A 24339-nucleotide genomic window follows, 5' to 3' on the forward strand; every position below is an offset into this window, starting at 1 on the left:
CTCGCTCAACCCGTTGCCAGGGCGTCCGTCCCGTACGGCGAGCGCTGGGGGCGGTGGAGCATTTTGTCGGCTTCGGGGTCGTTGATGAAGCGTTCGGCGGTGGGGTCCCACTTCAGGGTGCGGCCGGTCTTCATCGCGATGTGGGCGATGAGGCAGGCGGAATTGGATCGGTGGCCGACTTCCGCCGGCGCGGCGGGCTCGGCGCGGGTCCGGATGCTCGTCAGCCAGTCGAGGTGATGGTCATGCTTCGGGCTGGCGTGGAGCTTGACCGATCCCGTGGGCGTGGTCGGGTCGACGAGTCGGGGATCGGAGGCGTCCATCGACTTCGTCTGATTCGTCCCAGCCGGGACGGGGTAACTCCCGCGGGTCACCCAGATCCAACCGTCCTCGCCGATGAACTTCACACCGTTGGGAAGCTTGTCGCTGATGACCATCAAGGCGCCGTCAGCGTAGCGGGCCTCCACGTGGTACGGGCCGTGGACGTCCCACAGGCCGGCCTTCGGGAATTCGGCCGTGGCGTGGACCTCGACCGGACCGGAGTGCTCGACGCCCAGCCCCCAATGAGCGATGTCGACGTGGTGAGCCCCCCAGCCGGTGATCATCCCCGCGCCGAACTGCTCGCAGCGCAGCCAGCCGGGGCGGTCGTACCGCTTCTTGATATCGGGCGTTTGAGGATGGACGCGGTCGAGCGTGTAGGGGACCAAGGGAGTCGAGCCCAGCCACATGTCGTAGTCGAGATTCGAGGGCGGCGTGGGGGTCGGGTCGCCGCCGGCGGGGTCGATCGGGAGGCCGATCTCGACGCGGACGACCTTGCCGATCTTTCCGCTGCGAACCAACTCGCAGGTCCGAAGGAACTGAGGATCCGACCGCTGCTGGCTGCCGATCTGAAGGATCTGCCCGGTCTTCTTCACGGCGTCGGCGACCTGCCGGCCTTCGTGGACGGTCAGCGAGGTCGGCTTCTGGAGGTAGACGTCCTTGCCCGCGAGAACCGCCTCGATCGCCGGCTGGGCGTGCCAGTGGTCGGGCGTGCTGATGCAGACCGCGTCGATCGCCGGGTCCTTCAACATCTCCCGATAGTCGTGATAGGTCTTCACCTTCGCGTAGCCCTCGGCCCCGAGGCGTCGGGCGTATGATTCCTCGATCATCGTCTTGCCGTCCGCCAGGCGGACGTCGTCGAGATCGCACACAGCGACGAACCGGGCGAGGTCCGCGTGACGCAGAACGCCGGGCATCTCGGACGTCCGCGCGATCCGGCCGCAGCCGATCTGCGCGACGTGGATCAGGTTGCTCGGCGCCGAACTCCCAAAAACGCGGGAGGGCACAATCGTCGGGAAGCCGATCGCCCCCACGCCCAGCATCGCACGAAGAACCGTTCGTCGGGTCGCTCGAGAATCGAGATGACTTTGCGTGTTCATGGTTTGGACTCCCCCATCGCCCATCGGATTCCGTTGCGGAGAATCGTTCGGTAGAGCGGGTCGTCGTAGTGTTCGGGTTTGTGGCCGAGAGCCAGGTAGAACGTCCGGCCGCCGTCGGCCTTGAGGGTCCACGCCAGGGGGACGGAGTCGCCCAGCAGGCCGCCGGGGTCGGCCTTGATCTTACCGTCGTCGATCTTCGTGGGGTCGGTGACGAGGACGGGGTGGATGTCGGGGCTGAGGAACTCGTGATAGTAGCACTCGTCCTCCCAGGTGAAGGTCGAGGGGACGCCGGCGGCGACCGGGCTTTCCGCATCCTTCACGCGGACGGTGAACTTCTGAAGCTTGGGGTGTCGGCGAAACTTGCCGCCGGCGATCGACCAGTAATACGGCCAGGTCCGCTCGGAGCCCGTCGCCGAGTGGATCCCCACGTAACCGCCTCCCGCCTTGATGAACCCCTTGAAGGCCTCGCGCTGGGCGTCGTCGGTGAAGGCCTCGTTGTTGCTGTTGGAGAAGATGAGAACCTTGTACTTCTTGAGGTTTTCGGGCGTGAAGACGGCGGGGTCGTCGGACGAATCCACGACGCAGCCCATCTCAGCGCCCAGGGCCTTCAAGGCCTCAACGCTGTGGGCGATGTTGGCGTGGACGTACCCCTTGCCGTCAGGGGTGTAGTTGCGGGTGTAGACCAGCAGCCGAGGCTCCGCCGCGAAGGCCGAGACGGGAACCAACAGGAGGAGGAACAGAGGGGCGAATCGCAGGCGGGTGATCATGGCTTGGTGTCTCCGGTGGGGAGCCATGCGGCTTTGCCTTCGAGGGCGAAGGCTTCGGTCAGGCGGTCGAGGCGAGCGGCGTCGGCAGGGCCGCGATGGATCCAGACGCGATAGCGAAGGACCGTCGGCCGACCGGGTTCCAGTGTCTTGGGCGTCACGCCAGGCCAGCCGACGCACAGAACGCCGTAGTGCCGAGTGAGCCAATTGGGGGGGAAGTCGGGGTGTTCGGGGGCCACGAGGATCGCTGCGCCAGTGGTCTCCGTTGCAGCGGCGAACTTCGCCGAGAAGTCGGCCCAGGGGAGCTTCGTCATCAGCAGGTCGTCGGGGCCGTTCCCCTTGGGGGTGGTGATGACAAGGTCGTGGCGCGGGGCGAATCGGAGATTCAAGCCGCCGTAGCTCTTGCCCGCCGCACCGTCGAGCGTCACCGGATCGGAGCCCGGCTCCAGGACGAGCGTCACATCGACGATCCGGGAATCACGGGTCGCCGGGTGAACGTCGAGCCAGACGCGCTCGGTGAGCAGCTTGCGGCCGTCGGCCATCCAGCCGTTCTCGATTCCCAAGAGCGCCCCGGAAGGCCCCGTATCGCGAGCCAGCCAGCGGCCGAACTCGTGATGAACGCCCTTGAGCAGCCAGAGGTCGTATTCCTTGCCGCCGACGATGACGTGCGGCCAGGCCCAGAAGAGGCCGCGGTGATGGAGATGATCGGCGGGGAAGTCGTCGGTCAGAGACTCGCCCTCGATCCCATAGAGCGGGTGGACGTAGCTGCTCCGCGAGCGATCCTCGGGCAGGCCGTCATGGCTGATGACGCCGTGGTTGTAGACCAGCACCGGCCGGTCGTTCTCCCAGAGCCCCAGCGAGCGACGGTCGACGTTGCGGAAGGTGAACGACGAGGCGTGCGTCGCGGCCGAGTCGGTCTCCAACTTGAACCGACGCTCGCCGCTCTCCGACGTTCCCGGGATGTCGGCGACAAGCCGTCCCGCACCCTCGGCCGGCGAGCCGTCGGCCTTGCGGTTCGGGACGATGAAGGCTGGAGCGGATGCCGTCCCACGCGCCTGCTCGACGAGTTTCAGGGCTTTCCCCTCGAAGCCGGCCGGCGCGGAGACCGAGACGCGGAGGGTTTCCTTTGAGGCCGGGACCGAGAGTATCGAGTCGTCTGCGGATACTGAGGAAGCGAGGACCAGCGAGAAGGCGAGAACCATAACGGCCTTCCCCCCTCGCGGGGGAAGGTGGCCGCAAAGCGGCCGGATGAGGGGGGATCGGCAAGGCCCTGGGAGCGAAGCCCCGGATGCACGCCCGACAGCGGTCGTCCCCCTCATCTGATCGCTTCGCGATCTGTCTTCCCCCTCCAGGGGGGAAGACTTTCCTCGGTAACGCTCAATCCGAACTCCAACGACCCTCACCCGTCCCTCCGGGCGACGCGGCTTCGCTGGTACCTCGATCATCGTTCTCATACGTCCCTCGCGAGCAGTTCGGGGATGCGGGATTCGTCGATCTCGACGCCCAGCCCGGGTCCTTCGGGGACGGCCAGGGAGCCGTCCTCGACGACGAACGGCCGCTTGAGCAGGCTGGCGCCGAGGAACTGGGGGCCGTTGAGCGCGGCGGGGTATTGCAGGTCGTAAGCGCCGTAGAGTTGGAGCGCGGCGGCCAGGGCGAGGTCGGGGTCGGTCAGACCGCTTCCCAGGAACCGCAGGCCTCGGCGCTGAACGATCTCCACCTGGCGACGGGCCTCGGTCAGCCCGCCGCAACGAGCCGGTTTCATGGCGACGCCGTCGAGCAGGCCCAGCTCGATGAACTCCTCCAACTCAACCGACGAGACGATTCCCTCGTCCATCAGGATCGGCAGGGCCTTCTGCTGGACGAGCCTCCGATACCCGCCCAGCCGGTTCGCGGGCAGGGGCTGTTCGAGCACGGCGACGCCCGCGTCGGCCAACTTGGGGGCGACGGCCAGGGCCGTTTCGACGTCGTATCCGCCGTTGGCGTCGGCCCAGAGGAAGCCGTCGGGGATCAGCTTCTTGACCATCCGGCAGAGGGCCAGGTCGAACTGCGGATCGGGCGCGACCTTCACGTTGAAGTGGCGATAGCCCCGCGCCTTCCCCTCGGCGATCAGGCGCTCCACATCATCCAGCGTCTTGGGGTTGAGCGTCCAGCTCAGGACGACCTTACGCTTCCCCTTTCCCTCGCGGCCCCAGCGCTCGGCCGCGGACTTCCCCTCGATCCGCCCGGTCAGGTCGAAGAGGGCCAGGTCGATGCCCGCCTTGGCGATCGGTTGTCCGGTCGAGAACGACGGCGCGATCGCGTGATTCATCTCGGCCTGGATCGCGTCGCCGTCGAAGGCGTCGCGGCCGATCAGGACTGGGGTGAGGTACTTGCGGACCGTGGTGGTTACGGTCTCCAGCGTCTCATAGCTCCAGCGCGGGATGGGAACGCTTTGGCCCCAGCCGACCGCTCCGTCCTCGCTGGTGATCTTCACCAGCACGGACGCCCGGCCGCCCGGCTTGCCGTCGGGCGTCTCCAGGAACTTGAACCGGCCGACCACCGGGTAGACGACCGGGAACGCCTCCACGGCCGCGATCTTCGCCGACATGACGGCTCCCCGGGTGGAATGAGGGAGCAGCATCGCCGCCCCCCCCAGTCCGAGCAGGCCTCGTAACGCGGCCCTCCGCGACGCTCGCATTCCGCACGCTCCCTCCGGGCCGCATCGACCGAAGGCCCGGCAACCTCAATTAGAAGAGGCCCGGATGCGTGGATCAAGCGTGCGGCGACCGGCGCTTCAAAGCTCGCCGTCGACGCCCAGCTTGTGGAAGTAGTGCTCCACCTTGTCCTGGTTCTCCAGCAGCCAGTCGATCGACGGCTCGATTCGGAGAGCCTTGCGGATGACCTTCGCCGTGGCTTCGCGGTGGACGTCGAAGAGGGCCTTGTGGTCGAGATTCTCGACCTTGGTCACCGACGGATCCAGCCAGACGGAGTAGATGATCCCCAGGTCGTTGACCTTGTCGCGGGGGATGTCGCCGGCGCGGACGGCGTCGAGCACCCCGTGGGCGATCGCCGCCTGGACGGTCCCCATCAGGATGTTGGTGTACTTCGAGTCCTTGACGGTCACCTTGCTGACCATCACCGTCGCCGGGCGGACCTGAACGTCGCTGTTGAGGATCGCGAAGACTCGCGAATGCCCCTTCACCTGGTCGCCCACCAGATTCGCCAGCGCGTGGCCGACGGGCCCGTCCAACTCGCCGATCACCACCTCAGGCTCGGCGCAGAGGTAGTCCTCGGCCCCTTCCACCAACGCCTCGCCCGTCCGCAGCACGATCCGATCGCTCATCGTCTGACTCCTCTTCGGCCTCGTCGTTTACGAGGCCCCGAGGATAGCCGAAGGCGCGTGCCGCCGGAAGCGGGCGGGACCGGCAGTCGTCTCGTCCCTCTCAGCGCTTCGGAGGATCGAGGGCCGGGAAGTCGTCGAGGTCGGCGTCGGGATTGGGTTTGGCCTTCGGCCTGGACTCGACCTTCGGACGCGAGGGGATCGCAGCTGGCAGATCTTCCTCGTTGGGCCGCATCGAAGGCTTCGGGCCGGGCTTGGCGCTGGGGAGCGGGTCAAGGTCATCGTCACCCTCGATCACCGGCTCGGGACGAACGACGCGGGGACGGGTGCGCGGGGCGGTGGTGGTGCTCGGACGGCTGGAGGTCCGCGGGACCGCTCCCTCGATGACGGTTTCGTCGCCGTTCTCGTCCAGGATGATCGGCTCGCCGTCGATCACCTCCGCGGGGCGGCCGACGACGGGGACGGGGGAGGCGGTCTTCTCAGACAGGAGCGCCTGGAGCGTGCCGGCCTCGGCGGAGACGGGGAGCGTGCTGTTGACGGCCAGGATCTCGCCGACGGAGACGGGCCGGCCGTAGTAGGCCATGTTCGCCCGCCAGTCGATCTGGAGCGTTCCCCCCTCGGCCGAGACGCCGGCGAAGACGCCTCGGGTGTTCGAGTACGACAGAATCTCCGACTTCAAGGCGACGTCGGTGCCGGCCTCGAACCGCTTGCCCACCGGCCCGGCGGCCGCGCCGACGTCCACGCCGAGGGTCAGCTTGTCCTTCCCCTTGATGAAGCGGTCGAGACCGCGCTGGGTCTGGAAGACCAGGATCAGGTCGGTCTTCTGGGCGCCGGCCTGGAAGCCGAAGCTGCCCCCCACCAGGTGGATGAAAACCGGGTTGCTCCACTGGCCGTCGGCCTGACGGACGAGCAGCACGCCCCGGCCGAACCGGGCGCCGATGACGAAACCAGCCTTGACCATGTTCGGGATGATGGCGATTCCCTCGGCCTTGCGCATCACCAGCCGGGGCATGCCGGTCTTCGGGTTGCGCGTAACCTCGCTCATCGCCTGGATCGCCTGGCCGACGACCACGTCGGGAGGCTTCTGGGCCATCGCGGGGGTCACGGCGAGCCAAGTGAGCACGCAGCACAAGGCGGCCGACCGCATCCGATTCGGGGTCCGCATCGATGTTCTCGCTTTCTGGGGTCGCGCGACGGCGCTGTTCCCGACGGCCGAACGGTCGGCCTGGAAGATGCGGCGGGTTTACAACCGTTCCGATTTTTCGTCAAGTCGAGCCGGGCTTCGGCCGACGGCCCTCAGCGGATGATGCGGAGGTCCAGCGGCTCGTCCGATCGGGCGGTGTTGACGCGGACACGCGGGTCAGACGCGGCATCGTCGAAACGGATCGGCGTCCGGCCGTCGGGACGGGCGACGTGCACGGGAGGCTGCTTGCCCGCGGCCATGGCGGTCCGGTCGGAGGCGTATTCGTTGTAGTGTACGGCCAGCACCCGGCGCATCTCGCGGATAGCGGCGTCCGTTTCCTGGGCGCTATGACCGCTGGAGACGATCAACTCCGACATCGCGCCGTCGAGGTGGGCGCTGAGGTAAGGCACCACGCCGTCGCCCCCTTCGGGGAGCGGCTCCTTGCCGTTGTAGCCGATGATCGAATGGAACGGCACCTCGTCGCGCATCGGCAGCTTGGACATCGCCTGGAGCACCGGGTTGGCCAGTCCGAGTTGGGCCACGCTGGTGGCGTAGCGCTCCCCCTTGAATTGCCAACCGAGGTCGTCGCTCCCGTTGAGCTTTGCCAGGGCCCCCTGAATGTCCAGCACGTCCTTGGGAACGCGGATCAGCCGTGAAGCGACCCGACCGACCCACGCGTCCCCCAACGGGCTCCCGTGGTGAGGCGTCGACACGAAGACGACGCGGGTGACCGTCGGCACCGGTGCGAAGAACATGGAATCGACCAGCATCTGCTTCTGCTCTTGATCGAGCACGACCTCGTCCGGCGATTTGTCGGAGGCGGCCTGCCAGAGCGACTCGCCGCTGTCGCTGATCATCATCCGCGAGAGCAGCCCTCCCATGCTGTGGCCGACGAGGATCATGTCGTTGAGCGCGGGGTCCTTCCCGAGCGGGTCGAACTCGTCGCGGATCGACACCAGCGACTGCCGCAGCCGCGCCGCGGAAGTCAGGATCGGATTGCCGGTCGAGTAGAAGAACATCCAGAACTGGTAGCGTTTACGCAGCTCGGGGTCGCCGCGAAGCTCGTTCATGGCGTCGGCCCAGGCGCCGGGGCTGGACATCAGACCGTGGACGAAGATCACGGGGATCTTGCCCGGCTGATATGGGTCCATCATGAAGATGCCCGTCCTGCCGTCGTACTCCGAGGGATACAGCACCCCAAGCCGACCGACGAGGTCGAGGTTCCCTTCGTGGAACTGGCGGGCGACGCCGATGGTCATGTCGTAGGCCAGGGGGAGAGCGGGGCCGCCGTTGGGGCTCCACATCATGTCCGGATTCTGGGTCGGATCATGCAGCACCAGAACGGCCGACGGCTCGCCCGGTCGACCAGGACGGATCACGGCCGACGACGAGCGGAAGAGCTGGGCCGGGAAGTGCCTTTCCGAAGGGTCGGTGACGTCCACGCCCCCCTCGACGGCCTTGGCGCGGTCCTCGACGGTGCGGGCCATTCGGATCACCACCGGTGCGCCGACGCCCCCCCGCGCCACCGTGCGGTGGAAGCCCTTAACCTCGAACTGCTGCGCCGGCAGAACCTCCTGCCAGAGCGCCGCGTCGTAGATGCCGACCTGGCCCCCGACGCCGACGCCGGACTGCTCCATCGCCTCTTTCCAGGAGATCCCCTCGGACTTCACCCGGCGGTCGGCCGTGGCCAGCATGTATTCGATGGCCCGGCGATAGGCGCTGCGGGCGTCGAGCACCTCGGGCGGAAGATCCTCGTTCGCCCCGCCGCCGACGACCATCGGCAGGGCCTCCAGCGCGGCGTCGCGGAAGTAGGTGACGGCCCAGGCGGGGTGCTTCCGGTCCAGTTCCAGCCCAGTGCGAATCAGGGCGTGCGCGCGACGGTTCCCCGCCGGCACGAGCGCCTCGGCCTCGATCAACTCATGGGTTTCGCGCGCCGCGATGGGCTTCTCATGCACGACGATCGACGCGCAGCCTCCCACCGTCGCCAGCGTGAGGGCCGTCGCAGTCAGACACAAGAGACGCCGAGTCGGAATCATCCGCGAGAACCTCACCGGTCCAAATCATCGCAGAGGGCAGCCCGGCGGGGATCTTAGCGTGGACCGGAATCCTGTCTGCGCAGGAATTCGGTGTATCGTCCCCTTTGCCCGACCGGTGAGGGCGGCCGACCACGGCGTCAAAGGAGCCGGTCAACGAGGCGTGAAACGCGACCGTGCATGCCGCGATGGCGGCCGTCGCGACCAGCCAGGCGACGGCGACGCTCCGCGAGCCGACCCAGGGGGCCAACGGCGTCCGCTTGAGCCAGGGAACCGCACCGCCCTGAGTGACTGCGGCAACCTCCTCCCAGGTGAAGAGGGGAGCCATGGCCAGGATCGGAGGAATGACCGATGTCAGCAGGGTGACTCCGGCGATGGCCGCAAGCGCGCGGGGCCAGCCGGCGGGATCGAGGGGCCACTTCGCCTTCTCGGCATTGAGCCCAGCGGTGACGCCCAGCGAACTGTAGAGCGGATAGGAAATCCCCAGCCAGACAAGTCCGGCCAGGAACCCAAGCGGGTGAATCGCCCCGGAAGCCAGCCCCAGAAGCCAGAGCGTCATCAGCCAGTAAACGGCCTCCCGAGTCCTCCAGAGAGCACCGCGTGACTTGCCGCGGACGATCTCGCGGCCTGTCAGCGGAGTGGCCAGCAGCCCGAGCCAGGTGTCGCGGAGACGTTCGCGGTTGATCGACTCGGCAGCGGCCCCGACGAGCCCCACCGAGAACGCCAGGACGAGCAGCGACGTGAACTGCCGGATCGCCAGATTAAATTCGAGCCGGGCTCGACCCGGTCCCGGGGGTGAGATCGTCCCCACGACGAGCCGCTCGGCGATCACGCGCGTCAGCGGGTTTTCCTCGGGGATGTAATAGGCCTCGGTCGACGGCCCATAGCCTCGTGAGAGCAGTTCGGCGAAGGCCGGCCCGGCGAACCACCAAACGCCGACCGCGCACACCGTCGTCCCCAACCACTGCATGAGCCTGTTCGAGAGATGCTGTGCGCGCCCCCTCGGTCCGCGAGCAAACTGCTCGCTCCAAAAGATCGGGTCGTCGCCGCAGGGGCGACGCGGCGGGGTCCAGCGGTTGGCCGCGCGGAGCGATTTCAGGGCGCCCGCTCGCCCCTCGGCGTCGTTCAACTCACGCGAGGCCGGCCGCAGACGATAGGTCGCCCAGGCCGTCGCGGCGACCGCCAGGACGACCTGAATTGCCGCCATTCGGAAGACCCCCTCAGCGAACCCCCAGGGTCGGGGGAACGCCCCCAGCAGGCTCGTCGCCAGGCCGAACGGCGAGCCATCGAGGGCCCAGAGAAGCGGCGCTGTCATCCACGGCGGCAACGGAGGTAAGACGAGGGGACGAATTATCAGGAACGTCATCGGCAGGGCGTACCAGACATAGATCCACCAGCCCGCCGCGAACGTCGCCCGAACGGTCGTCCTCGACTCGACCGAAGCGACGAGGCAGAGTCCCGCGACCCCCAGCGCCGTCGACGCCGCAGCGAGCATCGAAAGCCAGGCAAGTCTCGGGTCGACTCCGCCGAAGTAAACGAGCAAGACCACCACGGGGAACGTGGCCAGCGTCGCGTTCGCCGTCCGCAAGAGATGAGCGGCCATGACGCCCACGACGACTTCGAGGCTGGTGAACCGCGTCGCCAGCAGAGAATCCAGCGACTTCCGGTCGCGCTCCGAGGCGATCGCCGCCGCCAGCGACGACGTGAACCCGAACGCGACGCACATCTGCACGAAAGCCACCACTGCGAACGCCGTGTGCGCGAATCGCGCCGCACCGCTCACGCTCAGACGATCCCAGCCCATCCAGTCCCACAGTCCCAGACAGCCGACCACCGCCGCGCCGGCCAACGCGGCCGCCGCCAGCCGATCGCGGAACAGCGACGCACGCTCAACCGAGGCCGCGAACTCACGCTTGATGAATGGGGCGATCATCATGTCCGCCGCTCCCTGGAATCCAACGACACCTGTCGTAGCAGCGGTCATTAGACAACGGGAACGCCGCGAATTCAAGGGGCCTTAAAGGAGCTTTAGAAATGGGCGGAGGCGGCCTCGGCCTTCTCGACGTCGGGCGAGTGGTGGGCGGAGACGCAGGAGAGGACGCTGGCCGTCACCAGGATCATTGCCAGGCCTTCGGCGGCCGTCGGGAGCCGCCATTCCCACAGGAAGGCGTAGACCAGCGCGAAGAGCGTCTCAAAGAGGATCATCTGGCCGACCATCGTCAGAGGAAGCAGCCGGCTCATCCGGTTCCACAGGGCGTTGCCGACGATCGACGCAAAGATCGCCAGGCCGGACGCCACCCCCATAAACCGCAACCAGGCGGCAGGGGCGTGCGAACGGCCTCCCAACGTCCAGGCGGGGACGACCAGGAGCAGGGCCAACGCCCCCGTCGTCAAACCCGCGAGCAGGTTCCAATCATAGGCGGAAACGTGGTCGAGTCGCGCAAGCCAGCGGGCGTTCTCCACCGCATAGGCCGTCCATGCGACGAGTGCGCCGACGGCGCAGAGGAGCCCCACCAACCGCGTCGATTGCGTCCCAGTGTCGTCGCCGCCGAGCGACTGCCCGGCGATGCACGCGACCCCGGCGGCGCCCAGCAATAGCGATGGAGCCAGCCGACGCAGCGGGGCCGCGCCGGGGTCGCGACTGCCGATCAGCGTGACCGTCACCGGCAGCATCCCGACCACCAACGAGGCCATCGCCATCCCGCCGAGTTGAACGGCGTTGGCGAGCAGGACGTAGTAAAGCACGTTGCCGAGAAAACTGAGCCGGAAGAGCCCCCGCCAATGGGGGCCTCCGAGCGACTCGGTCAGCGCGCGCCAACGGGGGGCGACGAGAGCCGCGGAGATCGCCCCGTAAGCCAAATAGCGGGCCGACGCGATCTGGAGCGGGGTGAAATCGCGGACCAATTCCGGCGCAAGGAAGACCAGGCCCCAAAGCGCCCCAGCGGCGATGCCGCAGACCACCCCAGCCCACGTTTTGCTCGAATCCGACACGCGCGACCGACTCCTTGGGGAACGCCCGTCACGGCATCGGGATGTTCGGGGGCTCGGCCTTCGGGCCAACGATCGGAATGGGAGCGATGCGGCCGTCTGGAGTGAAGACGACCAGGGGGAGCCGCCGTTCGAGGTCGTACCCGCGAATTACGCTCAGGAACTGGAGCAGCGAATCGACCCGGTTCTGTTCGACGGCGACAATCCACATCCCGGGCCGCAGGCCGGCGTTGTAGGCAGGCCCGGAGGCGACGACGCGCTCGACCTCAACAATGGGCCGGCTCTTGCCGTCGGGCCCCGTGACGTTCGACTCCTTGACGCGGAAACCCAGCGGGGCGATCTCCGGGTTCGTGGGGCTCTCGGTCAGCGTGACGGTCGCCGTGCGTTCGACGCCCTCGCGGTAGTAGACCAGCGGCACGGCGATCCCCGCGCCCAGATCAGCGGCGATATAGCGGAGCCCGATCGAGTCGTGGACGGGGCGGCCGTCGAGCGAGACGATGACGTCGCCCTGCTTCAACTCGGCCCTCGCCGCCGGGCCGTCGGGCAGGACGCCGGCGACGGCCACGCCGTCGGTCCCCTTGGGGAACTTCAGCACCTTGGACGTCTCGGCGTCGAGCGGCTGCATCGCCACTCCGAGGAACCCTCGCGTCACCTTGCCGTCCTTGATGAGCGCGTCGACGATCCGCTTCGCCAGGGCCGAGGGAATCGCCAGGCCGATCCCTTCATAACCGCCGGACTGGGTGATGATCGCCGTGTTGATGCCGACGATCTTGCCCGAGAGGTCGACCAGCGGACCGCCCGAATTTCCCGGGTTGATCGCGGCGTCGGTCTGGATGAACGACTCGTACTCAGCGATCCGCAGGTCGTTGCGCTCGGTCGCCGAGACGATCCCAGCCGTGACCGAGTGGTCGAAACCCAACGGGCTGCCGATCGCCAGAACCCAGTCGCCGATGTCCAGCTTGTTCGAGTCGCCCCACTGGGCGGCCGTTTTCAGCTCGGTCTTAACCTGAAGCACGGCCAGGTCGGTCTTCGGGTCAGCGCCGACGAGCCGCGCCGGGAGGTCGTCGCGAGGGCCGAGGCGGACGACGATCTGATCGGCGTCCTGGATGACGTGGTTGTTGGTGACGATGTACCCGTTGGCCGCGTCGATCACCACGCCTGAGCCTAGCTCGCTGCGGATGCCTTCCCCTCGCCCTGGCGCTCCCAGGGGCAGGCCGTGACGGCCGACTCCCGGGCTGCCCCGGAACGAGCGGACGTTGACGACCGCCGGGGAGATGGCCGTCGTCGCCAGCCGAAAGAGCCGCGACGCCTGGCTCACCGCCCCTTGCTCGTCCAGTTTCGCGAGCGCCGCTGACGCCGCTTCCGCCCGACCGGTCTCCCAGGCTCGACCGGCCCGCTCGGCGATGATCGGCACGCCGTAGACGGCCAGTACGGCCAACGACAACAGCCCCAGGATCATGACGAACCCGCGACGGACCGGCGGCGTCGTCGGCCTCGGCGGCGGCGCGTCGTATCCGTACCCCTCGTCGGTTGAATCGTAGTCGGACATGCTCGACGCGGCCCCCCGATCGGCTCGATCCTTCCGCTCGTCCGCCCGATCGAACGCCCGAGCGGTAAGTCATTCTGGGGAAGCCTCTCCGGGAAATCAACCGGAGTGGACGGCGTGACGCCGTCGGCGTCTTCTCTCCTCCCGCGCAAAGACGAGGGCGCGTGCATCGCGCCCTCGTCTTCCGTCAGACCCAGGAGGCTCGCTCAGTTCGCCGAAGGCACGAAAAAGACGATGCGTCGGCGGTCGTCGGCTTTGCGGCGGCGACGGGCGTGCCAGAGAACGGCGACGGCGCCGAAAGCGGCGGCCATTCTCGGGGCGGCGCCGACGACCGCCTCCTCTTCCTCGCTCGAGGTCCGGCCGCCGAAGTCGGCGGGGGCGGGCCGGCTGATCCGAACGCCGGCCAGGGCCTCATCCCAGAGGGCCTCTTGATCCACCGGCTCGGCCGCCGGCACGGCGTCTTCGGGGGCTCGGTCCGGCGCGGGGGTGGGAGACTCCGGCTGGGCTTCGGACGGCGTCGACGCCTGATCGACGGCAGCGGCGGGGGTCGAGGGCGGGAGCGCCGGAGTCGACTCGGTTGCGCCGAGCGTTTCCGAGCCGTTCTGAGACCACGAAACGGGATAACTAAGCGACTGGTTCGGCAGCGCGGCGCTGGTCGCCGTCGCCGTCAGGTCGACCGAAGACGAAACGACCGTCGAAGCCGTCGCGGCGGACTGGGCGGGGGCGGTCGCGGCGGCCGTCTGAGCGGCGGCAGCGGCGATCTCGACGGCGGTGGTCGTCGAGGCGACGGTTTCCTCGGCGGTGGAGGTCGTCGAACTGGCGTCCTCCACAGCACGATAGCGGAAGGGCGGACGAGAGGGGACGACGCGGATCGGGGTCGTGGTCGTCGTCGTGGTGGTCACGCTCGTCGACGCGCCGGCGTAGGCCGCCGCGGCCGACCAGATGGCCGATGCCTTGGGCGAGCCCAGACCCGTGACGATGTCGTAGCCGGACTTCGCCGAGCCGGCGTAGTTGGCGCCGGAGGTGATGTCCGTGAAGTACGACGTGTAATAGGCCGATCGCGACGTCGAGGTGCCGTACTGGCTGTAAAGCAGCGTGAGCGTCTGGCTGGAGCTAAGGGCCGTTTTGCCGACCGCGAATCGGGCGGCGTCGGCGTCGGCGATCAGGCCGGCCCACACCGGGGCGCCGGCGCTGGTGCCGCCGACCTTGAACCAGCCCGTCTGGCCGAGCCCGCTCACCGTGGTGTAGATCGCCACACCCGTCGTCGGGTTGGCGTCTGCGGCGACGTCGGGGACGATACGCCCGGTTGCCGCCGACGATCCCAGCGCACTGACCTGATAGGTCGGCAGCGACTCATAGCGGCTGACGCCGCCGGTGCTGCCGCTGTAGCCCGACCAGTACGACCCAGAGGCGCTCCAGGCCGTCTCGGTTCCGCTCGAAGAGAGCGTGGTGCCGCCGACGCTGACCACATACGGGGAGCTCGCCGGCCACTCGGCCCCGTAAGCGCCGCCGTCGTCGCCCGAAGCGGCGACGAAGGTGACGCTCGAATTGGCGAAATACGACGCCGTGTCGTAAATCGTCTGGCTCGCCCACTCGCTCCCGCCCCAGCTCATCGAGACCACGTTCGCCAGTTTGGACGCGGTCTGGACGGCGGTCATCAAGTCGGTGACGCTCGACGAGTTGGCCTCGACCAGGACGATCTTCGCTCCCGGGGCGACGGCGTGGGCCCACTCGACGTCCATGGCGGTCTCCAGCGACCAGCCGGCGTCGGTCTGGGGCAGGTTCGTCGTCGAACCGTACTGATTGACGACCGTCAACGAGGCCGCCGCCAGGTGGTAATAACTGCTGAAGACCGCCAGGTCGTTCTGGATCGTCGGGTTGTTGTACGCGCCGACGATCGCGATCGTCGTCCCCGCGCCGGTCGTCGACGAGGTGCTGAATCCGTAGGCGCTGATCAACTGAGACGGCGTGACCGCCGACGACGACGGAGTCGGATTCGTCACCGCCGTACTGATCGCCGTCGTGTCGCTCGAAGTCGTCAGCGTGGCGAGATAGGCCGATATGCTGGGGTAGATCGTCGTCGAGAGGACCGTGCGATCCTCCAAACATTCGAGGCGAACCGCCAGGGATCGGGACCGGTGGTGAGAAAGCGGGCGGCGCGCGGACGTGCTGCGGCGCAAGAGGTTCATCGGTGCGACCTCGGAGGATGATCCGTGGATGTCGATCAACGGTCGTATGAAAATCGGCTTGCCGAGGTCGAAGCTCCCCCAGGGCCGTGTGGGCGGCCCCGGGGGATCGGACTTCGACGTCTCAGGAAACCGTCTGAACCATAGATCGCCTGAACCCCCAAAAACCGACGCCGACACTGCAGATTTTCTAAAATTCTTCAGAAACCAAGACGTTACCGCGGCGAGTCGAAGGCCGGCAAGACGTAACTGTAGGCCGTGTAGCGGATTTCACTCCACGCCGTCTCGACGGCCGGACGCCCCGGAAGCAAGGACCGAGGAACCGGCGTGAATCGAACGCGTACTCGGATCGCGGACCGCCCACGCGTGAGGTCGTGCGGAACGAGGAACTCGTCGTCGCGGAAGCGACGGTTGGAAGTCTGCTCGACGGGCTGAGTCGGGGCGGTCTCCCCCTTGGGGTTCGAGTAGTAGCATGTGTTCGAACCGGACAGATACCAGATCCCGGCGTTCCGCCAGGGGCCCACGGCCTGTCCGTCCGTCCCGAGGTCGGCGACCTCCACCTCGGCTCGCTGATTCGGGTAGGAGTAGTCGAGCGTCCTTCTCAGCAGGACGCCCAGGTTGGCCGGGTCGAGCTTCAGGGTGAACTCGGAGGTCCCCTTCGTCGAGCGTCCCCGTTCGGCGTGGGCGGGGAAGACTTCACGGCCCTTGACGTGGTCGACGCCCCGCTCGTAGCGCGAGACGATCTCGACGGGGGCCGATGCGTCGGGCGATTGGTAGGCGTGGGCCTTTTCGCTCGCATCGTCGCCGATCTCCAGCACGTCGGTCGGGACGAGCGACGGAGCAGGGAGGCCGTACCAGTAGGCGACGGTTTCGTAATGCTGGGTCGACTCGTTGGTGCCGCCGTGTTCCAGGGTGATGGTCGCGTTACGGCCGAAGGGCATGAGGTCGGCCAGGAGGAACCGGTAGGCGGATTCGATCCTGTCCTCGGGAGCCGCGGCGGTCTTTGCGTCCTTCGCGCCTGTGGGGTGGCCGGCGAAGGGGAGGGTCATGTTCCGGCCCCCCCAGTAGTCGCCGCCTCCTCCCCATTCTTCGGTTCCCGTTCCCTGGGCCTGGGGAGTCTTCGAATCGTCGAAGTAGAACCGAGGGTCTCCCTCCAGGGTCGTTAGATCGGCGTCGTGCGAGAAGATGAACGAGGTCCCGACGAACGAGCCCGACCAGTCGCCGCCCCCCTCGACGCGGCGGGTGTCCAGCAGCGTGAGATCCTCGCCGGCCGTTGGGTGGGGGTGGTCGACGTACGAGGCGTGAAAGTAGCCAACGTGGTTCGCCGGGCCTTCGTATTTCTCGTGGCGGATCGACCAGCGGACGTCCGAGACGGTCAGGCCGTCCTCCCCGACCAACTCAAACCGCGCGGACTTGAAAAAGGGCATTGGAAAGTAGCAGGCCAGATGGACGCGTTCGGGATCGGACCGAACGTGGACGGGGAATGCCTTGACCAGGAACTCCTTGTGCTCGCGGTTGTAGAGCGTTCCCGCGCCGAAGAAGAGGGCGATGGGGGCGTCGATCGACGGCGCGTTGCGACCGTCCCAGGTCGCGCGAAGACGAGCGCGGCCGAAGGCGTGGGCCTCGGCCTTCGGGACTGAGAACTCCACGGCTCGGACCGTCGTCGGCCCGTTGAGCATCGCCAGCGCGGCGGGTTGGCCGTCACGTAAGTGAAGGCGTCCGTGATCCTCGGTCAGTCCGTCGCGACCTGCCGGAGCGAGGTCGGTCCCCGCACGGTCGATCAATTCCAGAACGGCCGGGGGCGGCGACTTCTCCAGGCTCCAGGGGTGCAGTTCGCGCGACAGTTTCACCCCGGGCGGGTAGAGGTGGTAGATGTAGTAGCCGGTGCCGTAGTGGGTCCGACCGTAGGCCATGCGGAACGAGCGGTCGAAGGCGATCGGCGTCCAGGACAGGTCGGCCCCCTTGGTGTCCGCCCAGGTCCAGACCAGAGGCTTCACGAACGCCGGCTCAGGCAGGAAGACCGACCCCGGCGCGGGGTGGTCGGGATCGGCCGTGGAGGTCTCGCGAATGACGTGCGGCACGCCGTCGACCTCATACGTCCACGGGCTGCCGTGCCAGTGGTTGTAGCGGGCGAAGTAGAGTACGCCCCGTCCCTCGACGTCGAGTGTGACGTTGAAGTTCTCGCGCTCCTGGTAGAGGAAGTGCGAGGCGTCCGCTCCCTCGTTGCCGCCCTTTCGATCGTAGGTGCTGCGCATGTAAGCGCGGACGCCGATCCGCTGGAGGGGCCACTGGTCCCACTGGAGATAGGCGTCCGCCCCCACCGGGATCACCGGCGGCTCATCCGCCCTCGCGGCGACCAGGCCGAAAGAGCACAACCATACCGCCAGTCCGACCCGGTGCATCGGCGAGTCCTCCCTACGATGGGCTCCGATCAAACCGCACCGTACTCCTCGCGCGAGACCGGAGCAAGCCGGTCGATCACTCGATCCCGGCGTAGCGACGGTTGAAGCGCCGGGCGCGTTCGACGAGAGCCGGATGGGAACGAGAGTCAACGGTCAGGTCGGGCTGCCAGGGGAAGTGCCAGACCCAAACGGCGATCAGCGAGACGCCCTCTTCCTCGGCCATGTCGATGTAGGCACGAGCCCATCTGGCGTCGGGGTCGGATTTGAACGAGGGGACGTCCTGACCCATCTCGCCGACGAACAGGGGAAGACGTGCGGCCCTGACCGCGCGGGCCGTGAGGCGGGCTCGTTCGAGGGCGTCGGGACCATTCCCCTTCGGGCCGGCGTCGGTGGTTCCCGGGCCGTAATGGTGGAGACTGAAGAGGTCGAGCGGCTCGGGCTGGGCGGCCAGTTCATTGGCCAGATGCTCGCGCCAGGAATCGTCGCGATAGCGGAAGTCCGGGAAGGTCTCGCGACGGCTGGTCGCCTCGGGACGGACGCCCGCGTCGCCGCTCGTTACGGGACGGTCCGGGTCGATCGACTTGATGAACGCGGCCTGCTCGCGATAGACCCGCTGCACCATCTCCCAGGTCAGCGAGTCCTCGCGCTCGCCGGTCTCGCGGACGACGGCGCCTTCGGGATACACCCCACGCGGCAGGAGTGGGAGCCCCTTCATGTCGACGTCGGCGGCCAGCATGAGCTCGTTCTCCAGCTCCCAGGCCAGAACGGTGGGGTCGTCGTTGTAGCGTTTGACGAAGGTCTCGACGTAGCGACGGTTCTCCGCCCAGGTCTTCGACGAGGGGTCGAGGATCGCACTGCGGGGCTCGGCGAAGGCGAGATGACGGCTGGCGACGTTGAGGCAAGGGACCAACCGCACGCCCGACCGTTTGCAGAGGGCGAATAGTTCGTCCATGCCTCGCCAGTAGGCGGCGGGATCGCGGTCGTAGAGCCGCGACGATTCGATCGGATACCCGGGCCCGGCGAAGAACCGGATGAACGCCATCCCGCTGCGCGAGGCGTCCGCGACGGCCTCCTCGGCGGCCGCCCGGGCTTTCTCGGGCGTGCCGTAGACGTGGGGGATATGGAACCAGGTCCCCAGGTAGATCTGGTGCAGATGCGGCACGTTCACGCCGATCGCGCGATACTCCCGCCCCTCCCGTTCGAGCCGAGGGCCTCGGGCCGTGACACGAGCCTCAACGGGCCCCTCGGCCAGCGCGGCGAGATTCCCGAGGAGTGCCACGACGACGAAGACGATTCGCTGCATGTTGGGTTCCTGGATCCCTGTAAGAGGCTCGGCGGCGGCGACTCCGACGGTATCGCCTCACGGCGGCGGTGGCTAGCGGCGAGCGTCCGAATCGGGTCTATTGCCAACAAGGTCCACGCCTTGCGAAAACCCTCCCGAGAGACCACGGCATGAAAATCCGCACGCCCATCGTCCTTGCGATCCTCGCCACGGCGTTCGCGACGGCCGCCGCGCCGCCGGATACGCCTCCGGAACGTCCGTTGCGAAAACCGGCGGGAATGCGGATGGACGCCTCGGGCCCGTTGCGGGCTTATCTCGACGCCGTTACGACGAACTGGCTCTTGCCAGCCCCGAAGGCGAACCCCGCCATGCTGGCGATGTTCGCCGACCGCGATCGACAGCCTTATCGCAACCTCCTGCCGTGGTCGGGGGAGTTCGCCGGCAAGTACCTCACGGGCGCGTCGCAGGTCTATCAGGCCACGCACAACCCTGAGCTGGGCAAGTCGCTCCGCGAGTTCGTCCGGGCGCTGCTGCCGCTGCAGGACGCCGACGGCTACTTCGGACCCTTCCCGAAGGAGCATCGCCTGACCGGTTCGGCCCCGAACATCGACAACAAGCCGGGCTCCACCTGGGACGCCTGGGGGCATTATCACATGATGCTCGGCCTCTTGACGTGGGATGAGGCCGTCGGCGATCCCGACGCCCTGGCCGCCGCCGTCAAGATCGCCGACCTGCTTTGCAACCGCTACCTCGGCGAGAAGCGGCCCAGGATGGTCGACGCCGGCTCGACCGAGATGAACCTCGCCCCGGCGCACGCGCTGATGATGGTTTATGAGAAGACCCGCCAGCCGAAGTACCTGGAGTTGGCCAAGCAGGTCGTCGCCGAGTTCGCCGCGGTCGGCGGCGACGGCAAGCCGCTGGCCGGGGACTACCTCCGGCGCGGCCTCGCGGATGAACCGTTCTACAAGACCCCCAAGCCTCGATGGGAGAGCCTGCACCCGATGGAGGCCCTCGCCGCGCTGGGGCGCGTCGAGGCCGACGCCGACGCCCGCAAGGCGTTCGCCAACCTCTGGTGGAGCATCGCCGAGCTGGACCGCCACGACAACGGCGGCTTTTCCTCCGGCGAGCAGGCCCAGGGCGACCCCTACCATCAAGGCGCCATCGAGACCTGCTGCACCATCGCCTGGCTCGCCCTCACGGCCGACATGCTCAAGCAGTCGGGCGACCCCGTCACGGCCGACGAACTGGAGCTTTCCACGCTCAACTCGGCCCTCGGGATGTTCTCCCCCTCAGGCCGGTGGAGCACCTACAACACGCCGATGGATGGCGTCCGCCTCGCCAACTACCACGAGATCGTCTTCCAGTCCCGCCCGGGCTCGCCCGACTTGAACTGCTGCTCCGTGAATGCGGCTCGGGGGATCGGCCTGGTCTCGCAGTGGGCGCTCCTCAGCGACGACGACGGCGTGATGATCCTGAACTGGTACGGAGCCGGCCGCCTTTCCGGCCGCCTGAAGGGAGGCGCGAACGTCGGCTTCGAGACGGAGAGCGACTACCCCGCCTCCGGCCGCGTCCGCATCAAGGTCCGCATCAATCAGCCCACGACCTTCCCACTAGCCTTGCGCATCCCCCAATGGTCGACCGCCACGAAGATCAGCGTCGCCGGCAAGGCTGAAGCCGACGTCAAACCGGCGACCTACCACAAGATCAATCGCGAGTGGAAGGACGGCGACGTCGTCGAGATCGACCTGGACATGACGCCCCGCGCCTGGGTCGGCGAGAAGGCTTCCGCAGGCCGTTCCGCCCTCTACGCTGGGCCGGTCTTGCTGGCCTACGACGCTCGCCTGAACGACAACGGCCCCGACGACCCCGAGCCGATCGACGCTCGCTCCATCAAGCTCGTCCCCGCTTCGTCATGGAAGGGACCGTACTCTCCGATCGTCCTCGCCGAGGCCAGGACCACGGCCGGCAAGACGGTGAAGCTCTGCGACTTCGCCACCGCCGGCGCGGACGGCTCGCGCTACCGCTCGTGGCTTCGCGTCGAGAACGTCGCGGCGACGCCTTTCTCGCATGACCACACTTTCCGCACCGGACCGGCGACCACGCCGACGCCAGCGGCCGTCAACGCCCCGCCGAAGACGAAACGGCCGAACGTGCTGCTGATCCTGGCCGACGACATGGGCTTCTCCGATCTCGGCTGCTTTGGCGGCGAGATCGCCACGCCCAACCTGGATCGGCTGGCGGCGAACGGGCTGCGGTACTCGCAGTTCTACAACACGGCGCGATGCTGGCCGTCGCGGGCGGCGATCATGACCGGCTATTACGCCCAGCAGGTCAACCGCGACCCTGCGAGGACGCGCCCAGGGTGGGCGGCGCTCCTGCCGCAGTTGCTCAAGCCGGCGGGGTATCGGGCTTATCACTCGGGCAAGTGGCACATCGACGGCCCGGTCCTGGCCGGAGGCTTCGATCGGTCGTACCTGTCTGAGGACTACGACCGCCATTTCACGCCGAAGAAGCACCAGATCGACGACAAGCCGCTGCCGCCGGTTAAGCCTGGCGACGGCTACTACAGCACCACGGCCATCGCCGACCACGCCGTCGACTGGCTCGCTGAACACGAAAACAAACACAAGGACGAGCCGTTCCTCCTCTACCTGGCGTTCATCGCGCCCCACTTCCCGATCCAGGCGCCGCAGGAGGACATCGACCGCTATCGCACGCGATACCTCGAAGGCTGGGACGCCCTTCGCGAAGCCCGCCGCAATCGCCAGAAGGAGTTGGGGCTGCTTGACGCCGCGTTGTCTCCGCGCGACCCGAAGACGATCCCCAGTTGGAACCTCCCCGAAGCCGAACTGAAGAAGCGGATCGGCCCCGGCGAGGCCGGCTACGCCGTGGCCTGGGACTCGCTCACCGACGAGCAGAAGACGTTCCAGGCGACCAAGATGGCGATCCACGCCGCGATGGTCGACCGCCTCGACCGCGAAGTCGGCAAGGTCCTGGCGAAGCTGGAGGCGGCAGGAATGATGGACGACACCCTCATCCTCTTCGCCTCCGACAACGGCGCCAGCGCCGAGGAGATCATCCGAGGCGACGGCCACGACCCGAACGCTCCCGCCGGCGCGGATCACACGTTCCTCTCGCTGGGCCCCGGTTGGTCGACCGCGTCGAACACGCCCTTCCGGCTTCACAAGTCGTGGAACCATGAGGGAGGCGTGGCGACGCCGCTGATCGCCCACTGGCCGGCGCGGATCAAGTCGAAGGGTCAGTTCCGCCGCGCTCCGGGGCACCTGATCGACGTCGCCCCCACGCTGCTGGAGTTGGCGGGTCTCTCTGCTCCCGATTCGTGGGAAGGCCGCCCTCGGCCGTCACTGCCGGGCAAGAGCCTGGTCCCAACCTTCGACGCCGACGTCGCCGTTAATCGCGACGTCATCTTCTTCAGGCACGAGAAGAACAAGGCGCTCCGCCGGGGCGACTGGAAGATCGTCGCCGCCGGCCAGAACGCCCCGTGGGAACTCTACGACCTGGCCGTCGACCGCTCCGAGACCCGCAACCTCGCCGCCGAGAAGCCCGAGATCGTCCGAGAGATGGCCGAAATCTGGGGCCGTCTCGACCGTGAGTATCAAGAGCAGGGGGCCTCGGGGGGCAAGTAGCCGAGGGCCCCGCGATTCAGTCGAGTTGCGGGCGACGATCCCCGTAGGCCCAGGGCTTCCCCTTGAACGGGAGGGAGGCCGGGGCCTTGGGGACGGGCCCGGGGGTCAGCGACTTGCACATCTCGGCCAACGCGTCGACGATCTTGCGGCCGGCGGTGGGCTCCATGTTGCTGTAGCTGGTCAGACGGGTCTCGTAGCCGCCGCCGGTCTGCGGGTCCAGGGCGCTCTCGTGCGGGATGTAGCCGAGCGAGTCGTTTGCCAACGAAACCGGGAACGTGAACGGGAACTTGGATCCGGCCTTCAACTCCAGGCCGTAGGCGACGAAGTACTCAGCCGGCGACGAGAGGAAGACGGCGGGGCCCACCTGAATCGCCTGGACCTCGGCGTCGACCTCGGGATGCTTCTCAAGGCGATGGGCCAGGACGACCGTCTCCTTGGCGAACGTCCAGTCGGTCAGGTCGACGCTCTTCTTGTCCTTCTGGACCATCTCCATCGCCGCCGCGACGTGCTCCGGCAAAGGCCGCCGGCGCTTGAGGTGGACGGTCTTGCTCACGGCGACGACCGGAGCGAGCGGGCCGGCGTGCTGCTCAACGGCGACAAGCTCCTTGCAGGCCTCGGCGCCGACGGTGCCGCCGACGAGTCGAGCGACGACCTCACCGGACCTCTTGGTCTGGTAAGGAGCGCGGTTGTCGACCTGGGTGACGTCGCCCGACATCCCCGGCATGAAGACGACCACGGAGTCCTCGCCCATCAGGCCGCGGATGGTCCGCTCCACGTAGTAGATCCAGTCGGCGGAGATTCCCTCGGGCCCGGTCGTGCCGTGGCAGGCGAAGTTGAACACGCAGCCGAGGAACTTCCCCTTCTCATCCCAAACGCCGATGACGCCGACCTCGGGGTCGACCGGTCCGGCGGGCTCGACGATGTCCGGGTTGCCGACGCCGGGGTGGGTCATGGCGTGGCCCTGCTTCATCAGAAAGCGGCGGTTGAACGCCACTCCCTCCGCCTTGCCGAACCCCGCCCCGGCCTTCGCGGCGACTCGCTTGGCGTCGGCCTCGACGACGGCGTCGATGACGCCCGCCTTGACCTTCTCCAGATAGGCCGTATCGGCGACGACCGATTCCTGCTCGACGAGCCGCCGGATGAGCGGCGGGGCGTCGGCGTACTCGTTGGGGAGGAACATCCCGGTGGGGCCGGCGTTGTGCGAATGCGAGGCCGCGATCATGACCGAGCCGCCGGGGATGCCGGTCTTCGCCTCGATCGCCGAGCGGATCTCCTTGACGGTCTCCCCCCGAATCAACAGCGCGTCCAGGCCGACGAGCGCCACCCGGGCCTTGCCGTCGTCGAAGACGACCGCACGGGCCTTGCACGCATCATGAAACGCCTTGTGGTAGGCCTTCCCGTAGCCGCCGGGCTGCTCCGCGCCAATCGCCGGCGAGACGTCGCGCTCGGCGAACCCCGCCTTGAACACCGGCCCGTCGGCCTTAGACGCCGTCGAAAGCCCGAAGACCAGGATCGCCGCCGCGAGCCATCGCGTCGCCATCTGCATCACTGCACCTCCTCGATCGCCCCATCGG

General features: G+C 67.7%; 15 protein-coding genes. 1 reads left to right on the top strand and 14 read right to left on the bottom strand.

The genetic code is table 11. From position 1 onward, the window contains the following. Positions 1 to 5: 5 nt before the first annotated feature. The 13 genes from G5C50_RS12835 to G5C50_RS12895 form a co-directional block, all read right to left on the bottom strand. Entirely contained in the window at positions 6 to 1415 is a 1410-nt protein-coding gene (locus tag G5C50_RS12835) for a Gfo/Idh/MocA family protein (RefSeq protein ID WP_206107672.1), read from the bottom strand. Further along, a complete protein-coding gene (locus G5C50_RS12840; RefSeq protein WP_165069820.1) occupies positions 1412 to 2182 on the bottom strand; it encodes a ThuA domain-containing protein in 771 nt (256 codons plus the stop codon). Before G5C50_RS12840 ends, G5C50_RS12835 begins: the two co-directional genes overlap by 4 nt. Beyond that, positions 2179 to 3381, bottom strand: a complete 1203-nt coding sequence (locus G5C50_RS12845; RefSeq protein ID WP_165069822.1) for a DUF6807 family protein — start codon at positions 3379 to 3381, stop codon at positions 2179 to 2181. Before G5C50_RS12845 ends, G5C50_RS12840 begins: the two co-directional genes overlap by 4 nt. Before the next feature lie 248 nt (positions 3382 to 3629). Continuing rightward, on the bottom strand, positions 3630 to 4856 hold the full coding sequence (locus tag G5C50_RS12850) for a mandelate racemase/muconate lactonizing enzyme family protein (protein ID WP_165069823.1): 1227 nt from the start codon (positions 4854 to 4856) through the stop codon (positions 3630 to 3632). A gap of 96 nt (positions 4857 to 4952) precedes the next feature. Beyond that, on the bottom strand, positions 4953 to 5501 hold the full coding sequence (gene fae, locus G5C50_RS12855; RefSeq protein ID WP_165069825.1) for a formaldehyde-activating enzyme: 549 nt from the start codon (positions 5499 to 5501) through the stop codon (positions 4953 to 4955). A 100-nt stretch (positions 5502 to 5601) separates the two neighbouring features. Next, positions 5602 to 6663 (bottom strand): lipid-binding SYLF domain-containing protein, encoded by a 1062-nt coding sequence (locus G5C50_RS12860; RefSeq protein WP_165069826.1) that lies wholly within the window; start codon positions 6661 to 6663, stop codon positions 5602 to 5604. A 131-nt stretch (positions 6664 to 6794) separates the two neighbouring features. After that, the gene (locus G5C50_RS12865) at positions 6795 to 8717 is read right to left on the bottom strand and encodes an esterase/lipase family protein (protein WP_165069828.1); all 1923 of its coding nucleotides are present in this window, start codon (positions 8715 to 8717) and stop codon (positions 6795 to 6797) included. Further along, a complete protein-coding gene (locus G5C50_RS12870; protein WP_165069829.1) occupies positions 8629 to 10650 on the bottom strand; it encodes an ABC-2 transporter permease in 2022 nt (673 codons plus the stop codon). The genes G5C50_RS12865 and G5C50_RS12870 overlap by 89 nt, the downstream gene beginning before the upstream one ends. Positions 10651 to 10742: 92 nt before the next feature. After that, positions 10743 to 11705, bottom strand: a complete 963-nt coding sequence (locus G5C50_RS12875; RefSeq protein WP_165069830.1) for a DMT family transporter — start codon at positions 11703 to 11705, stop codon at positions 10743 to 10745. Positions 11706 to 11733: 28 nt separating this feature from the next. After that, on the bottom strand, positions 11734 to 13251 hold the full coding sequence (locus G5C50_RS12880) for a trypsin-like peptidase domain-containing protein (protein WP_165069831.1): 1518 nt from the start codon (positions 13249 to 13251) through the stop codon (positions 11734 to 11736). Between the two features lie 203 nt (positions 13252 to 13454). Beyond that, positions 13455 to 15437 (bottom strand): hypothetical protein, encoded by a 1983-nt coding sequence (locus G5C50_RS32300; protein ID WP_206107673.1) that lies wholly within the window; start codon positions 15435 to 15437, stop codon positions 13455 to 13457. 212 nt (positions 15438 to 15649) lie between these two features. Then, on the bottom strand, positions 15650 to 17836 hold the full coding sequence (locus G5C50_RS12890; RefSeq protein WP_165069832.1) for a DUF2961 domain-containing protein: 2187 nt from the start codon (positions 17834 to 17836) through the stop codon (positions 15650 to 15652). Positions 17837 to 17912: 76 nt separating this feature from the next. Beyond that, positions 17913 to 19139 (bottom strand): glycoside hydrolase 5 family protein, encoded by a 1227-nt coding sequence (locus G5C50_RS12895; RefSeq protein ID WP_165069833.1) that lies wholly within the window; start codon positions 19137 to 19139, stop codon positions 17913 to 17915. A gap of 149 nt (positions 19140 to 19288) precedes the next feature. On the opposite strand from G5C50_RS12895, the gene G5C50_RS32305 reads away from it, so the two are divergent. Next, positions 19289 to 22765: a sulfatase-like hydrolase/transferase gene (locus tag G5C50_RS32305; RefSeq protein WP_206107674.1), complete on the top strand. Its 3477-nt coding sequence runs from the start codon at positions 19289 to 19291 to the stop codon at positions 22763 to 22765. Positions 22766 to 22781: 16 nt separating this feature from the next. Here the strand turns inward: G5C50_RS32305 and G5C50_RS12905 are convergent, their stop codons facing one another. Then, entirely contained in the window at positions 22782 to 24311 is a 1530-nt protein-coding gene (locus tag G5C50_RS12905) for a hypothetical protein (protein ID WP_165069835.1), read from the bottom strand. Positions 24312 to 24339: the final 28 nt, after the last annotated feature.

Origin of the sequence: Paludisphaera rhizosphaerae (assembly GCF_011065895.1) — a bacterium.
Lineage (GTDB): Bacteria > Planctomycetota > Planctomycetia > Isosphaerales > Isosphaeraceae > Paludisphaera > Paludisphaera rhizosphaerae.